Annotated in this window: 15 protein-coding genes; 1 reads left to right on the top strand and 14 read right to left on the bottom strand. The window is 67.3% G+C overall.

Annotation, left to right across the window (positions count from 1 at the left end; genetic code table 11):
• Window positions 1–89: 89 nt before the first annotated feature.
• The 6 genes from fusA to WAX14_RS19095 form a co-directional block, all read right to left on the bottom strand.
• A complete protein-coding gene (gene fusA / locus WAX14_RS19120) occupies window positions 90–2,192 on the bottom strand; it encodes an elongation factor G (RefSeq protein ID WP_422629626.1) in 2,103 nt (700 codons plus the stop codon).
• 145 nt (window positions 2,193–2,337) lie between these two features.
• Window positions 2,338–2,808, bottom strand: coding sequence for a 30S ribosomal protein S7 (gene rpsG / locus WAX14_RS19115; RefSeq protein ID WP_422629625.1), 471 nt, complete (start codon window positions 2,806–2,808; stop codon window positions 2,338–2,340).
• A complete protein-coding gene (gene rpsL, locus WAX14_RS19110) occupies window positions 2,808–3,182 on the bottom strand; it encodes a 30S ribosomal protein S12 (protein WP_197251459.1) in 375 nt (124 codons plus the stop codon). Before rpsL ends, rpsG begins: the two co-directional genes overlap by 1 nt.
• Window positions 3,183–3,502: 320 nt before the next feature.
• Window positions 3,503–4,018: a DUF3558 domain-containing protein gene (locus WAX14_RS19105; RefSeq protein WP_422629650.1), complete on the bottom strand. Its 516-nt coding sequence runs from the start codon at window positions 4,016–4,018 to the stop codon at window positions 3,503–3,505.
• Between the two features lie 68 nt (window positions 4,019–4,086).
• Complete coding sequence (locus WAX14_RS19100; RefSeq protein WP_422629624.1) at window positions 4,087–4,629, bottom strand: DUF3558 domain-containing protein; 543 nt, start codon at window positions 4,627–4,629, stop codon at window positions 4,087–4,089.
• 11 nt (window positions 4,630–4,640) lie between these two features.
• Window positions 4,641–5,270 (bottom strand): TetR/AcrR family transcriptional regulator, encoded by a 630-nt coding sequence (locus tag WAX14_RS19095; RefSeq protein ID WP_422629623.1) that lies wholly within the window; start codon window positions 5,268–5,270, stop codon window positions 4,641–4,643.
• Between the two features lie 213 nt (window positions 5,271–5,483).
• Here WAX14_RS19095 and WAX14_RS19090 point away from each other — a divergent pair, with 213 nt between their 5' ends.
• Window positions 5,484–6,035: a TetR/AcrR family transcriptional regulator gene (locus WAX14_RS19090; protein ID WP_422629622.1), complete on the top strand. Its 552-nt coding sequence runs from the start codon at window positions 5,484–5,486 to the stop codon at window positions 6,033–6,035.
• 28 nt (window positions 6,036–6,063) lie between these two features.
• Here the strand turns inward: WAX14_RS19090 and WAX14_RS19085 are convergent, their stop codons facing one another.
• The 8 genes from WAX14_RS19085 to WAX14_RS19050 form a co-directional block, all read right to left on the bottom strand.
• Window positions 6,064–6,690 (bottom strand): TetR/AcrR family transcriptional regulator, encoded by a 627-nt coding sequence (locus WAX14_RS19085; RefSeq protein ID WP_422629621.1) that lies wholly within the window; start codon window positions 6,688–6,690, stop codon window positions 6,064–6,066.
• 55 nt (window positions 6,691–6,745) lie between these two features.
• Entirely contained in the window at window positions 6,746–7,531 is a 786-nt protein-coding gene (locus tag WAX14_RS19080) for an enoyl-CoA hydratase family protein (protein WP_422629620.1), read from the bottom strand.
• Between the two features lie 9 nt (window positions 7,532–7,540).
• Window positions 7,541–8,701 (bottom strand): acyl-CoA dehydrogenase family protein, encoded by a 1,161-nt coding sequence (locus tag WAX14_RS19075; protein ID WP_422629619.1) that lies wholly within the window; start codon window positions 8,699–8,701, stop codon window positions 7,541–7,543.
• The gene (locus WAX14_RS19070; protein ID WP_422629618.1) at window positions 8,698–10,713 is read right to left on the bottom strand and encodes an acetyl/propionyl/methylcrotonyl-CoA carboxylase subunit alpha; all 2,016 of its coding nucleotides are present in this window, start codon (window positions 10,711–10,713) and stop codon (window positions 8,698–8,700) included. Before WAX14_RS19070 ends, WAX14_RS19075 begins: the two co-directional genes overlap by 4 nt.
• Window positions 10,714–10,720: 7 nt before the next feature.
• Window positions 10,721–12,319, bottom strand: coding sequence for an acyl-CoA carboxylase subunit beta (locus tag WAX14_RS19065; protein ID WP_422629617.1), 1,599 nt, complete (start codon window positions 12,317–12,319; stop codon window positions 10,721–10,723).
• Complete coding sequence (locus WAX14_RS19060) at window positions 12,316–13,464, bottom strand: acyl-CoA dehydrogenase family protein (protein WP_422629616.1); 1,149 nt, start codon at window positions 13,462–13,464, stop codon at window positions 12,316–12,318. The genes WAX14_RS19065 and WAX14_RS19060 overlap by 4 nt, the downstream gene beginning before the upstream one ends.
• Window positions 13,461–15,191 (bottom strand): acyclic terpene utilization AtuA family protein, encoded by a 1,731-nt coding sequence (locus WAX14_RS19055; RefSeq protein ID WP_422629615.1) that lies wholly within the window; start codon window positions 15,189–15,191, stop codon window positions 13,461–13,463. The genes WAX14_RS19060 and WAX14_RS19055 overlap by 4 nt, the downstream gene beginning before the upstream one ends.
• Window positions 15,188–15,766: TIGR03084 family metal-binding protein (locus WAX14_RS19050; RefSeq protein WP_422629614.1), on the bottom strand; the 579-nt coding region annotated here is incomplete at its 5' end. The genes WAX14_RS19055 and WAX14_RS19050, both read right to left, overlap by 4 nt.

Here is a 15,766-nt window from a genome sequence, read left to right as displayed (position 1 = left end):
GGAATGTCCTCCTGGACTGTTGTTGCGTGCAGTATGCAGCAGTGCGGTTGTATTACTTTGTCGTGCAGTCGACCGGGTCGTAACCCAGATTACTCGCCGGTCGCCTTGGCGATGATTTCCTTCGAGACGTTCGACGGAACCTCTGCGTAGGAATCGAACACCATGGAGAAGTTCGCGCGACCCTGGGTCTTCGACCGCAGGTCACCGATGTAACCGAACATCTCCGAGAGCGGAACCAGCGCCTTCACGACACGGGCACCACTGCGTTCCTCCATGGCCTGAATCTGGCCACGGCGGGAGTTGAGGTCGCCGATCACTTCACCCATGTAGTCCTCGGGGGTGGTGACCTCGACAGCCATGATCGGCTCGAGGATGACCGGGGCAGCCTTGCGGGCCGCTTCCTTCAGAGCCTGCGAACCGGCGATCTTGAACGCCATTTCCGACGAGTCGACGTCGTGGTACGCGCCGTCGAGCAGCGACACCTTGACGTTCACCAGCGGGTAGCCGGCGAGCACGCCGTACTGCATCGCGTCCTGCGCACCGGCGTCGACCGACGGGATGTACTCGCGGGGCACGCGGCCACCGGTGACCTTGTTCTGGAACTCGTAGGTCGCGCCGTCCTCACCCGTGAAGGGTTCGAGGGCGATGATGACCTTCGCGAACTGGCCGGAACCACCGGTCTGCTTCTTGTGCGTGAACTCGTGCTTCTCGACGGCCTTGGTGATCGTCTCGCGGTACGCGACCTGCGGCTTACCGACGTTGGCTTCGACCTTGAACTCGCGACGCATACGGTCGACGAGGATGTCGAGGTGGAGCTCGCCCATGCCGCCGATGACGGTCTGGCCGGTCTCCTCGTCGAGCTCGACGGAGAACGTCGGGTCCTCTTCGGCCAGCTTCTGGATCGCAGTGCCCAGCTTCTCCTGGTCGGACTTGGTCTTGGGCTCGATGGAGACCTGGATGACCGGATCCGGGAAGGTCATGGACTCGAGAACGATCGGGTTCGCCTGGTCGCACAGGGTGTCGCCGGTCGTGGTGTCCTTCAGGCCGATCATCGCGTAGATGTGGCCCGCGACGGCCTCGTCGACCGGGTTCTCCTTGTTGGCGTGCATCTGGAACAGCTTGCCGATGCGCTCCTTCTTGCCCTTGGTCGCGTTGAGAACCTGGGCGCCCGGATCGATCCGGCCGGAGTAGACACGCACGAAGGTCAGCTTGCCGAAGAACGGGTGCGCAGCGATCTTGAAGGCCAGCGCCGAGAACGGCTCGTCCTTGCTCGGCTTACGCGTGAGGATGACCTCTTCGTCGTTCAGCTTGTGGCCCTCGACCTCGCCGATGTCCAGCGGATTCGGCAGGTAGTCGATGACCGCGTCGAGCATGGGCTGAACGCCCTTGTTCTTGAACGCGGAGCCACACAGAACCGGGTACAGCTCGGAGGCGACCGTCAGCTTGCGGATGGCGCCCTTGATTTCCTCGACCGTGAGTTCCTCGCCGCCGAAGTACTTCTCCATGAGAGCTTCGTCGGACTCGGCAACCGTCTCGAGCAGCTTCTCGCGGTATTCGGCGGCCTTGTCGGCGAGATCGGCGGGGATCTCCTCGATGGTCGGCTCGGTACCGGTCGGCACGACGCCGCGCCAGGTGATGGCCTTCATCTCGACGAGGTCGACGACACCGTCGAAGTCGTCCTCGGCACCGATCGGGAGCTGCAGGACCAGCGGCTTCGCACCGAGACGGTCGATGATGGTCTGCACGGTGAAGTAGAAGTCCGCGCCCATCTTGTCCATCTTGTTGACGAAGCAGATGCGCGGAACGTCGTACTTGGCGGCCTGGCGCCAGACCTGCTCGGACTGGGGCTCGACGCCCTCCTTGCCGTCGAACACGGCGACCGCGCCGTCGAGGACGCGCAGGGACCGCTCGACCTCGACGGTGAAGTCGACGTGGCCGGGGGTGTCGATGATGTTGATCTGGTTGTTGTTCCAGAAACAGGTGACGGCGGCGGAGGTGATGGTGATACCACGCTCCTTCTCCTGCTCCATCCAGTCGGTGGTCGAGGCACCGTCGTGGGTTTCACCGATCTTGTAGTTCACACCGGTGTAGAAGAGGATGCGCTCGGTGGTGGTGGTCTTGCCGGCATCGATGTGCGCCATGATGCCGATGTTGCGGACCTTGTTCAGGTCGGTCAGCACTTCCTGTGCCACAGGTAACCCCGCTCGTAGCTCGTGTCGGTCCTTGGGTGTGGACCACGTGTTCTTGTGTTGTCGCCGGCCGTTACAGGACCGACACAGTTGTGCGAGCGGCCGGCCGGGAGGACGTTGGTGACCGATCCTCCCGACCGGCGACGACTCACCAGCGGTAGTGCGCGAACGCCTTGTTGGCTTCAGCCATCTTGTGCGTGTCCTCGCGACGCTTCACGGACGCACCGAGACCGTTGCTTGCGTCGAGAAGCTCGTTGGCCAGACGCTCCACCATGGTCTTTTCGCGACGCTGGCGCGCGAAGGTGACCAGCCAGCGGAGGGCCAGCGTGGTGGACCGGACCGGACGGACCTCGACCGGAACCTGATAGGTGGCGCCACCGACGCGACGGCTGCGGACCTCGAGGGCGGGCTTGACGTTGTCGAGCGCGCGCTTGAGGGTGACGACCGGATCGGTGCCGGTCTTGTCGCGTGCCTGCTCGAGTGCCTCGTAGACGATGCGCTCGGCGGTGGACTTCTTGCCGTCGATCAGGATCTTGTTGACCAACTGGGTGACCAGCGGCGAACCGTAGACCGGATCGGCGATCAGCGGGCGCTTGGGAGCGGGACCTTTACGTGGCATCAGCCCTTCTCCTTCTTCGCGCCGTAGCGGCTACGCGCCTGCTTGCGGTTCTTGACACCCTGGGTGTCGAGCGAGCCGCGGATGATCTTGTAACGGACACCCGGAAGGTCCTTCACACGACCGCCGCGCACGAGCACCATCGAGTGCTCCTGGAGGTTGTGGCCCTCACCGGGGATGTAGGCGGTGACCTCGACAGCGCTGGTCAGGCGGACACGCGCGACCTTACGAAGAGCCGAGTTCGGCTTCTTCGGGGTGGTGGTGTACACGCGGGTGCACACGCCACGGCGCTGCGGGCTGCCCTTGAGGGCCGCGGTCTTGACCTTCGCGGTCTTGTCGCGGCGGCCCTTGCGGACCAACTGATTGATGGTTGGCATCTACAAGCTTTCTCGTCGTCTGGAGCTGCTCACACGAGCAACTTCGGCTGTTGTGAAATTAGGGATCCATCGGTTGGGACAAGGAAGCAACTGCCCCGCACCCGCCCCCCGTGTGCACACGAGGTCGGGCGTGTCGCGTACCCCCACACAGGCAGCCGGAGCTCGCACACTGCAGTTGTCTACAGACCGCGCACACGGCACTACCTCGCATAGGCACACAGATCGGCCCGGGCATGCCGGACACGACCCACAACGATACCCGGCGCCGAGCCACCAGGTCAAAGTGAGCTACGGCTCGCCCACCGCCCCTTCCGCCGGTCTCAACTACTCAGGTTCAGGGTCAGCCGAGCCAACGTTGCGGCCGCCTCGCACGGGTCGGGATGTCCCGCTCCCGGCGCGTACTGCACCCACCAGCCGAAGATACCCACGGTCGACGCGTTCGCCGAGACACCACACGACGCCGGATCAGCCGGTCGACGCATCTGGATCGCCCGCCGGCCCTCGACGGTCGTGTTGTCCACCGTGTATCCGAGACGTTCCCCCGTCGCGCGTTCGGTGTCGAGCGTGCCCGTCTCGAACCAGTTGAACGTGACCTTGACCGGACCGGTCGGGCCGTCGCCGTCCCAGCGGCAGATGGCGCCGAAGAATCCCCTCAGCACGTAGTCGGATCCGACGCTCTGCGCGATCTGGTCGTCGGTGACCGCGTCGCATTCGGTGAGCAACTTGGTGAACTCCGTCGATGCACCGCCGCCTCCCGCGCCCACCTGCACGGCTCGACCCTCGACGGTGCGGCCGCACCCGGCGAGCACGCCTCCGGCGACCACGCAGGCCAGCATCGCCACGGCCGCCCGTGTCGTGACGATCCGTGCCCTGACAAACCCCGCCCTGACAAACCCCGCCGTGCTCATTTCGCCGCCCTTTCTGCGGACAGTTCGGCGAGCCCACGCGCCACCACGCACGCATCCGCGGCGGGCGTGAAGTTCGAGTAGGTGACGGACCAGTGGACGAAGTCGCCGCCGAACCCGAGGCCGACCTCACACAGCACGGTCTGCCCCAGCTCGTTCTGCGCCGAGCCCATGAACCCCTCGTGTCCACCGATCTCGACATCCGCGGCAGGCCGACCGATCAGATCCGATCCGGCGCGTTCCCGCCCGATGGGACTGCCGCGGTACCAGGAGAACGTGACGCTCGGTCCCCCCACCACGCTCTCCCATTCGCATCCGACCGAGTTGCGGGTGACCGTCGCAAACGCGCCGAGGCCGAACGCGGCGGCCACTTCGTCGTCGGTGACCGAACTGCACTCCCCGAAGAACGGACCGGGCTCGGTGACCTGCGCGGCGGGCGGCACTTGGGACACCGGCGGCGCATCACCGTCGGCACCGCACCCGGTGGCGGCGAGCCCGACGACGGCGACCGCCGCCAGAAATGTGGCCGGCTTGGCAAGCATGAGCACTGACCCTACCCAGCCGACGGCTCTGCCGCCGGGCGCCGACGCGCCGTCTCGATGACCGCGTCGAGTTGGGCGGCCCAGTTCCGGACGATCTCGGACCGGCGCCGCGAATCGTCGGTGAGCACGTCCGCCAGCCCGAGACCGCGGGCCAGGTCGAGGGTGGCCTGCACCGAGCGGTGCACGACCGGATCGGAGCCGTCCACGCCGAGTTGGTCCACCGCCACACGGTGCGCGACACGCCCGAAGTGTTCCTCGAGCGGCACGATGCGGGCGCGCAGTTCCTGGTCGGCGGCCGCGGCGGTCCACACCTGCAGCGCAGCCCGGAACAAGCTGCCGGTGTACTGGTCGACGAGCCTGGCTACGACGGCCTCGGTGCGGGCCGGACCGTCCGGCAGGTCGATGCTCTCGCTGTGCACCTGGTCGATGCGGCTGTCGAACATGAACTCGAGTGCCGCGGTGATGAGGTCCTCGCGTGTCGGAAAGTGATGCTGGGCAGCACCGCGCGAAACACCGGCACGCTCGGCGACGACCCCGACGGTGGTCGCGCCCCACCCGAGTTCGGAAAGACAGTCGATGCTCGCCTCGAGCAGCCGTCTGCGCGTCGCGCGACTGCGGTCCTGCTTCGGCTCGCGCGTCACTGCCGCCCCTTCCGTGTCCGTCTCAGCTTCGGTGTCCGTCGCAGCTGCGGTGCCCGTCTCAGCTTCGGTGTCCGTCGCAGCCTGTCGTCACCACGGCACTCCTTCGGCGACCTGCGGCAGGCCCATGATGGCACCGCAGGACACGGCACCGGGGATGCGGCGCAGTTTTTCGTACACTCGAATTCGACACGACCGAGAAGGGGAGGTCTCATCGTGGCAACACCGGTCCGGCGCGAAGACTATTTCGACGCCGCCATCGAAATTCTGTCCACGGACGACCACGGTGGCCTGAAACAGGCACCGTTGTGTCGGCATCTGTCCGTCACGACGGGTTCGTTCTACAACTATTTCGAGAGTTGGGGGCAGTTCAAGACCGAATTTCTGCAGCACTGGCTCCACCGACGCACCCTGCAACTCGTCGACGCGGCACGGCTGGTCCGCCAGTCCGATCAGCGCCTCGAACTGCTCATCGAGTTCGCGTGCGGACTGCCGCATCGCGCCGAATCCGCAATCCGGGCATGGGCACACAGCGACACCGAGGTCCGAACCGTGCAGAAGGTGGTCGACGACCAGCGTTTCGAGGTCGTTCGCGAAGCGGTCACCGGACTCCTCGGGACGGACAGCGACGCCGAGAATTTCGCTCGGATGGGTCTGTTCATCCTGTACGGCTACCAGCAGACGCTGCCGCAACCGGCACTCGAGCATCTGCGGTGGGCGCTGAACCGGACGTTCACGGACGCACTGGCCGCGCGCACTGCGGTATGACGAACGGCAGTCTGACGAACGGTTCCCGTCAGTCATGTTCGAGCAGCACCTGCTCGAACTGGTGGCGCCACACGGGGAGGTAGACATCGGTCTCGGCGTCGCGCGGATCGATCGCGTAGCCGAGGGCGACACCGCGCATGCTGGTGTACACGAGGTCGCGGATCTCGGCATAAAGCCGGTGAGCCGTCAGATCGGGCCCGAAGAACCGGTCTGTCTGTTCCTTGATCATGCCGCCGAGTGCCCGCTCCAGCGGGAGCAGTTCGGCGCGCAGATCCTCGTGCGAACGCGCAGCCAGCCACAGTTCCATCGACGCCCAGAAATAGGGTTGACGGAAATGCTGCCACATCAGGTCGACGGCCACCGCGATCCGTTCGGCAGGCTCCGGTGGCCAGTGCCGGTCCCGGTCGACGTCACGCACCCCGCGCGCGGCGAGGTGGTGGACGGCGGCGACGAGCAGCAGATCACGGTTCGGGTAGTGGTGCAGCAGCCGCCCGCGGGACACACCGGCGGCCTGCTGGATGCGCACGGTGGTCGTCAGCGAATAGCCGTGCGCGACGAGCACCTCGACGGCCGCATCGAGGATGGTCGTGCGGGTGGTGCGGCTGCGTTCCTGCTCCGCGCGGCGTCGGCGGTCGTCGGCCGGCCCAGTATTCATGCATGCACTGTTCCTCACCGCAGCCCGCTCGATCAAAAGCACGGCACCGGCCGATTCACATCCGCGCCCACGACGGGGGCCGTCGCTGCAGGAACGCGGTGATGCCCTCGACGGCCTCCTCGGAACCGAACAGGCGCGCGGACTGGGCGGCCAATTCGTCACCGTAACGGTCGAAGTCGGCGAGCATCCGCATCGTGGTGAGGCGCTTCGATTCGGCCAGGCCCTGGGGTGAGCAACCGGACAGGTCGTCGAGGATCTCGCGCACTGTCGCAGCGGGGTCGACGGCCTGCGTCGTCGCCAGCCCGATCGCGACAGCGTCGTCGGGGCCGAAACGCTCCGCGGTGAGAAAGTAGCGGCCTGCCGCACGTGGAGTGAGCCGGGGCAATACCGTCAGCGAGACGATCGAGGCTGCGAGGCCGAGCCGTGCCTCGGTCAGCGCGAATGTCGAGCTCGGTCCGGCGACGACGATGTCGCATGCGCCGACCAAACCCATCCCCCCGGCCCGCACGTGGCCGTCGATCATGGCGACGACCGGTTTCGGCAGTTCCAGGATCGCGCGCAACAGCGCCGCCATCTCACGGGTCCGCTCCGCGGCGACCGCGGCCGGGTTGTCCGATGCCTCCCCGAGGTCCGCACCGGCGCAGAATGTTCCGCCGGTGTGGGTGAGGACGACCGCGCGAACCTCGGGATCGGAAGCGGCACGGTCCAGTGCACTGCGCAACTCGTCGAGCATGCGAGCGGACAACGCATTGCGGTTCGGTGGCGAATCGAGGGTGAGTGTCGCGGCGCCGCGCGCCACCCGGTAGCGAACCGGCGACTCGGAGCGTTCCGGATCGGTCACGTGGCCTCCTCAGTAGGACCGCGGCAGACCCAGCGAATGCTGGGCCACGAAGTTGAGGATCATCTCTCTGCTCACCGGGGCGATGCGCGCGATGCGCGCGGTGCCGAGCAGCGCCGCGAGCCCGTACTCCTCGGTGAGGCCGGCGCCGCCGTGGGTCTGGATCGCCTGGTCGAGCGACCGGATGCTGGCTTCGGCGCCGGCGTACTTCGCCATGTTCGCCGCTTCCGCGGCACCGGCGTGGTCGCCGGCGTCGTACAGGACGGCAGCCTTCTGCATCATCAGCTTGGCGAGTTCGAGTTCGATCTTGCACTGCGCCAAGGGATGTGCGATTCCTTGGTGGGTGCCGATCGGTTCCTTCCACACGGTGCGTTCCCCGGCGTAGCGGACGGCAACGTCGAGGGCGTAGCGCCCGAGTCCGACCGCCATCGCCGCACCGAGAATGCGTTCCGGGTTGAGCCCGGCGAACAATTGCATCAGAGCCGCTTCCGGTTCACCGACCAGTGCACCGCTGGGTAGTCGCACGTCGTCGAGGAACAGCGTGAACTGCCGGTCGGGTTCGACGATGTCCATGTCCATCGGTGTCGTGACGAAGCCGGGTGTGCCGGTGGGCACGATGAACAGGGCGGGCCTCAGTTTCCCGGTTTTCGCGTCCTCGGTGCGGGCCACGACGAGTACCGCGTCGGCCTGGTCGACCCCCGAGATGAAGATCTTGCTGCCGTGCAGGATCCAGTCGTCACCGTCCCGCTTGGCGACGGTGGAGATCCGGTGCGAGTTCGAGCCCGCGTCTGCCTCGGTGATCCCGAATGCCATGATGGTCGAACCGTCCGCGATGCCGGGCAGCCACCGTTGTTTCTGCTCGTCGGTGCCGTATCCGGCGATGATCGTGCCGCAGATCGCGGGTGACACGACCACCAGCAGCAGTCCACAGCCTTTGGCGGCGAGTTCTTCCTGGACGAGTGCCAGCTCGTAGATGCCGGCGCCGCCTCCGCCGTACTCCTCCGGCAGGTTCACCCCCAGAAACCCGAGTTTCGCTGCTTCACTCCATAATTCGGTGAGCGGTTCACGACGACGAGCCTTCGGCAGCACGTAGTCGATGTAGTTGTACCGTTCGGCGAGCGCCGCGACCGCGGACCGAAGCTGCTGCTGTTCGTCGGTTTCGATGACACTCATCCTTGGTCTCCGTCCGGAGTGTTCGGGTCCGTCTCGGCCACGACCGCCAGGAGCGCACCGACGGCGACCTGCGCGCCGACGTCGACGTTGAGTTCGGTGAGCACTCCCGAGGCGGGTGCTGTGATCGTGTGTTCCATCTTCATCGCGTCGAGCCACAGGATCGGCTGCCCGGTGGTGACGGTGTCGCCGACCTCGACGCCGACGCGGATCACCGCGCCCGGCATCGGCGCAAGCAGCGACCCGGCGGCGACCTGGGTGGACGGATCGGTGAAGCGCGGAACCTCACGCAACCGGACCGGTCCGAGTCCCGAATCGATGTACACGGCATCGTCGCGCGCCGGGTCGTCGTAGCGTGCGACCCGGAATTCGCGGCGCAGCCCGCCGAGTTCGAGGACCACCGCGCCGGGACGCAGGTCGATCAGGACGACATCGTGGTGGCCCTCGACGACCAGACCGGTGCGGCCGAACCGGTAGCGAACCTCGTGCTCACCGTGATCGCCGCTGTACGTCTTGATCTGCGGCCCGGACGGCAGGTTCCGCCAGCCGCTCGGCAGGCCCACGTTCACGGAGGCGGTGGCGCGGCGGTGCGCGACGTCGGCGAGGGCAGCGGCCACCGCCGATATCGCCTCCGCCTGCCGGTCCGCCAGCGGCGCCGACAGCACGTCCAGGCCGTGCGTGTCGAAGAACGCGGTGTCGGTGTCCCCGGCGACGAATGCGGGATGCCGCAGCACGTTGACCAGCAGGTCGCGGTTGGTACGCAGACCGTGCACGTCGGTCGCCGAAAGGGTGGCGGCGAGCAGTCGTGTCGCGACCGCGCGAGTCGGTGCGTACGAGATGACCTTCGCCAGCATCGGGTCGTAGTGCACACCGATGTCGGTGCCGTCGGTGACACCCGAGTCCAGCCGCACCCCGGTTTCGCGCAGCACCGCGAATTCGGCGGGTGTGGCGGGCAGTGCGAGCCGGTGCACCGTACCGGATTGCGGCTGCCATCCGCGGGCGGGATCTTCCGCGTAGAGCCGCACCTCGATCGAATGCCCCTGGACGGCCGGTGGTTCGGGATCGAGTCTGCCTCCGGCTGCAATGTGCAGTTGCAGGTCGACGAGGTCGAGTCCGGTGGTGCATTCGGTGACCGGATGCTCGACCTGCAGGCGGGTGTTCATCTCGAGGAAGTAGAAGTCGCCCGTCCGGTCGCCGGTGGCGAGGAACTCGACGGTGCCGGCGCCTTCGTAGCCGATCGACGAGGCCGCGAGTCGCGCCGCCTCGACCAGGCGTTCCCGCATCCCGGGCACGGCCTCGACGAGAGGCGACGGGGCTTCCTCGACGACCTTCTGATGCCGACGCTGGATGGAACATTCGCGTTCCCCGACCGCCCAGACAGTGCCGTGCCGGTCGGCGAGCACCTGCACCTCGATGTGCCGGCCGGACTCGAGATAGCGCTCGCAGAACACGGTGGGGTCACCGAACGCGGACTGTGCTTCACGCCGCGCGGCGGCCAGTTCGTCGTCGAGGTCGGCGAGGTCGCGCACGATCCGCATGCCGCGTCCGCCGCCTCCGGCGGACGCCTTGACGAGAACCGGCAGGTCCGCGGCGGTGACCGCGACCGGATCGAGTTCGGTGAGTATCGGGACCCCTGCCGCTGCCATGATCTTCTTGGCCTCGACCTTCGATCCCATCTGTGCGATCGACGTGGGTGGCGGACCGATCCAGGTCAGCCCCGAATCTTGGACTTGCTGTGCGAATTCCGCGTTCTCCGAAAGAAATCCGTATCCCGGATGCACCGCGTCGGCGCCTGCGATGATCGCGGCGGCGACGATGAGATCGCCCCGCAGATAGGTGTCGGAGGGGGTGTGACCGGGCAACCGCACCGCCACGTCGGCGTCCTGGACATGCGGGCTGTGTGCGTCGGCGTCGGAGTACACCGCGACGGTGGCGATGCCGGTACGGCGACACGTCGCGAAGATGCGGCGGGCGATCTCGCCGCGGTTCGCGACGAGGACGGTCTCGACGGTCATCGCGGCCTCACATCCGGAAGACGCCGAAGCCCTCGGCGCCGTCGATCGGGGCGGTGGCAACTGCCGACAGGCACATTCCCACCACCGTTCGGGTGTCCCTCGGGTCGATGACGCCGTCGTCGTAGAGGCGCCCGGACAGGAACATCGGGAGCGATTCGGCTTCGATCTGCTGTTCGATCGCGGCGCGCATCGCGTCGTCGGCGGCCTCATCGAACGCCTGGCCGCGTGCCTCGGCGGCGGCCCTGCCCACGATCGAGACGACCCCGGCGAGTTGGGCGCCGCCCATCACCGCGGATTTCGCGCTCGGCCAGGCGAACAGGAAGCGCGGGTCGTAGGCGCGTCCACACATGCCGTAGTGGCCGGCGCCGTAGGATGCGCCGAGCAGGATCGAGATGTGCGGGACCGTCGAGTTGGACACCGCGTTGATCATCATCGCACCGTGCTTGATCATGCCGCGTTCCTCGTACTCACGTCCCACCATGTATCCGGTGGTGTTGTGCAGGAACAACAGTGGTGTGCTCGCGCGGTTCGCGAGCTGGATGAATTGGGTGGCCTTCTGCGATTCTTCGTTGAACAGCACTCCACGGGCGTTGGCGAGAATGCCGATGGGAAAGCCGTGCACCTGTGCCCACCCGGTCACGAGCGAAGAGCCGTACAGGGGTTTGAATTCGTCGAAGTCGGAGTCGTCGACGATCCGGGCGATGACCTCGCGCGGATCGAACGGCCTGCGCAGATCCTCCGGGACGATGCCGATCAGTTCCTCGGGATCGTGGCGTGGTTCCCGGACGACCGGACTCGGGGCCGGACCCTTCTTCCGCCAGTTCAGCCGCCGGACGATGTCCCGCCCGATACGCAGTGCATCGCGCTCGTCGACGGCGAGATGATCGGCGAGACCCGAAGTGCGCGCGTGCATGTCGGCACCACCGAGGGTCTCGTCGTCGGATTCCTCGCCGGTGGCCATCTTCACCAGCGGTGGACCGGCGAGGAACACCTTGGATCGTTGTTCGATCATGACGACGTGGTCGGACAGGCCGGGGACGTAGGCGCCGCCCGCGGTGGAGTTCCCGAATACCAGCGCGATGGTGGGGATGCCGGCCGCGGACAGGCGTGTGAGGTCGCGGAACAACCGGCCGCCCGGAATGAACACTTCCTTCTGGGTCGGCAGGTCGGCACCGCCCGATTCGACGAGGGAGATCAGCGGAAGCCGGTTCTGCACGGCGATATCGTTGGCACGTAGCGTTTTACGAAGCGTCCACGGGTTGCTGGTGCCGCCCCGGACCGTCGGGTCGCTGGCGACGACGACACATTCGACACCCTCGACGACACCGATCCCGGTGACGACACTCGCGCCCACCGGGAATTCGGTGCCCCACGCGGCGAGCGGGGACAACTCCAGGAACGGCGAGTCCGGGTCGAGAAGAAGTTCGATTCGTTCGCGCGGCAACAGTTTTCCGCGCGCATGGTGCCGCTCGACGTACTTGCCGCCGCCACCGGCGAGCGCCTTCGCGTGTTCGGTGTCGAGTTCGGCGAGTTTGACGGTCATGGCGTCGGCCGCGTCGGTGTAGCCGGACGAGGCCGGGTCGATTCGGGTGGTCAGGATGCTCATCCGGTGTACCCCAATCGTTTCGCGGCGAGTTCGATGAGAATCTCGGAGGTGCCGCCGCCGATACCGAGGATGCGCATGTCACGATACTGACGCTCCACCTCGGATTCGGTCATGTAGCCGAGACCCCCGAACATCTGCACGGCCTGGTTCGCGACCCATTCTCCGGCTTCGACGGCAGTGTTCTTGGCGAAACACACTTCGGCAAGGAGATCACCGTCGCCGTCGAGGACACGTTCGACGACGCGCCGCGAGTACACGCGGGCCACGTCGGTTCGGCGGGCCATCTCGGCGAGGGTGCGCTGCACGGACTGCCGGGCGATGAGGGGCCGGCCGAACGTTTCGCGGTCGCGACACCAGGCGACGGTCAGGTCGAGGCAGCGCTGCGCACCGGAATAGGCCTGCGCGGCCAGACCGATACGCTCCGAGACGAAGGCCGTGGCGATCTGCGCGAACCCGGTGTTCTCGGCACCGATCAGGTTCGCGGCGGGGACGCGCGCATCGACGAAGGACAGTTCCGCCGTGTCGGAGGCACGCCAGCCCATCTTGTCGAGCTTGCGGGAGACAGTGAATCCCGTTGTGCCCTTGTCGATCACCATCAACGAAATCCCGCCGGCACCGCTCGCGCCGGTGCGAACGGCGATCACGACGAAATCGGCGCGGCATCCGGAGGTGATGTACGTCTTGGCGCCGTTGACGATGTAGTGGTCACCGTCGCGGACCGCGCGGGTCGTCAGGTGCCCGACGTCGGAGCCGCCACCGGGTTCGGTGATCGCCAGCGAGCCGATGAGATCACCCGCAAGAGTCGGTGCGACCCAGGTGCGTATCTGTTCGGGATCACCCGCGGCGATCAGATGCGGAAGTGCGATGCCGCACGTGAGCAGCGACGCAAACGCGCCGCCGGACCCACCGGCCTCGTGGAAGGCCTCACAGATCGTCAGGACATCGGCCGCATCGCCACCGGACCCGCCGACCGTTTCGGGGAATCCGGCCCCGAGCAAGCCCAGCGCCGCAGCCTTCTTGTGCAGGTCCCGGGGCAATTCCCCGTCACGCTCCCAGTCCGTGAGAGACGGCAGGATGTCTCGTTGCACGAACCCGGTGACGGTGTCGCGCAACGCGATGCGTTCGGGGGTGGTCCAGATGCTCACGAAGTGGCCTCCAGCAGGGATTCGGGAATGTCGAGGTGCCGGGAACGCAGCCATTCACCGAGCCCTTTGGCCTGCGGATCGAATCGAGCTCCCGAAGCGACGCCGCGACCGAGGATGCCCTCGACGACGAAGTTCACCGCACGCAGGTGTGGCAGCACATGCCGGGTGACGGTCAGTGGCCGCGTCTCCGGTAGCAGGTCCTGCACGGCGGCAACGGTGAGTGTGTGGACGAGCCAGCGCCACTGCTCGTCGGTGCGGACCCACACTCCGATGTTGGCGTCGCCGCCCTTGTCGCCGCTGCGCGCACCGGCGATGGTACCGAGTGGGACACGCCGGATCGGACCATCCGGAAGGGGTTCCGGCAGTTCGGGTTCCGAGAGCGGTTCGAGGGGACGGGTCGGCGTCACCGGGTCGATCGCCACCGGGGTTCCGTCGGGCAGTACCGCGGTGTGCGGGACGAGTGCCGCATCCACCCGGCCCGCGGTGTACACACCATACGGGCTGCCGTTGCCCGGTGGTGCGGTGAGCGAAAATCCCGGATAGCTCGCTAGTGCGAATTCGACTGCGACGGAAGAGAATGCTCGGCCGACAACATGTGGGTCGCGGTCGCGCGCGGTGCATCGCAGCAGGGCGCTCGCCGCTTCTTCGGTGTCGGCGTCCGGATGGTCCGTGCGGGCCAGGGTCCAGTCGAGTTCGGCGGGACGGACCGGCAGGTTCTGGTCCATCTGCCGCCGGGCGAGGGCCGCTTTGGCATCGATGTCGAGACCGGTGAGCACGAACACCGCTTCGTTGCGGAATCCGGCGAGCGTGTTGAGGCAGACCTTGAGGGTCGACGGTGGGGCTTCGCCGCGCACCCCACCGATGTGGACCCGGTCGGGTCCGGTCCGGGTGAGCCGGGCGGTGTCGAGGCGCGCGGTGACGTCCGGGCCGGCGTAGCGACCACCGGTCACCTCGTAGAGCAGTTGCGCGGTGACGGTCCCGACGGTGACCGCTCCCCCGGTACCGGGATGTTTGGTGATGGTCGACGACCCGTCGGCGGCGATCTCCGCGATCGGAAAGCCGGGCCGGTCCAGGTCGTCGATCTCGGTGAAGAAGGCGTAGTTGCCGCCGGTGGCCTGGGTGCCGCACTCGATGACGTGGCCCGCGACGACCGCGCCGGCGAGCGCATCGAGATCGTCTCGGGCCCAGCCGAAGTGCGCGGCTGCGGGCCCGACGATGACGGAGGCGTCGGTGACACGTCCGGTCACGACGATGTCGGCGCCGGCATCGAGACACCGCACGATCCCCCAGGCCCCGAGGTAGGCATTCGCGGTCAGTGGTGCCGGATCGGCTGCGGCACCGAGGTCGCCGGCACCGAAGTCGTCGATGCACCCGATGAGGTCGTCACCTTCGACGTGCGCGATCGTCGCGTCGACGCCGACGCGCCGGGCGAGTTCGCGCAGTGCGGTCGTCAATCCCGCCGGGTTCAGGCCACCGGCGTTGGTGACGATCCGGACACCCTTGTCGACGGCGAGACCGAGACAGTCCTCGGCCTGGCGCAGGAACGTCTTGGCGTAGCCGAGATTCGGGTCCTTCAGCCGGTCGCGCCCGAGGATGAGCATCGTCAGTTCGGCGAGATAGTCGCCGGTGAGGTAGTCGAGTTCGCCGCCGTCGAGCATCTCGCGCATCGCCGAGAACCGATCACCGTAGAAGCCCGAGCAGTTGCCGATCCGCACCGGCGCGTTCATCGGGTTGCTTCGTTGCCGCGGCCGGTACCGGGCGGACCCGCAAACGCCTGAGCCAGGCCGAGCCACTCGTCGGCGTCATGCCCGGTGGCGACGAGCGCCGTGTCCGCTCGGTGCACCCGCTGGGTGACGAGGCGACAGAAGTCGAGTGCCGGTCCGGCGACGGACTGGGCCGCGTCCGCCGGTCCCCATTCCCAGATTGTGCCGTCGGGGGCGTCGAGCCGGATCCGGAACGGCTCGGCCGGGGGGGTGCGATCGTGCACGGTGAAGGCGAAGTCGCGGGTACGGACGCCGAGATGCGCGATATGACGCAGTCGCGCGGTGGGTTTGCGGGTGACGCCGAGTGCCGCGGCGACGTCGCCGCCGTGCGCCCAGGTCTCCATCAGCCGGGCCGTCGCCATCGCCGCCGCGCCCATCGGCGGGCCGTACCAGAGGATCTTGGTGCCGGCCGGGACGGCGGCGAGTGCGGCGGCGCGGCCGCGGCGGTGCTCGCGCCAGTCGGCGAGCAGTTCGGTGGGTGGGCGGGCGGCCTGTTCGGCGGCGCCCGTGTCGACGAATCCGGTCGGATCGGTGAGGGC

Source organism: Rhodococcus sp. (in: high G+C Gram-positive bacteria), assembly GCF_049299235.1.
Lineage (GTDB): Bacteria > Actinomycetota > Actinomycetes > Mycobacteriales > Mycobacteriaceae > Rhodococcus.
The sequence above is the reverse complement of the archived record's forward strand: the minus strand, read 5'-3'. Positions and strand labels throughout refer to the sequence as shown.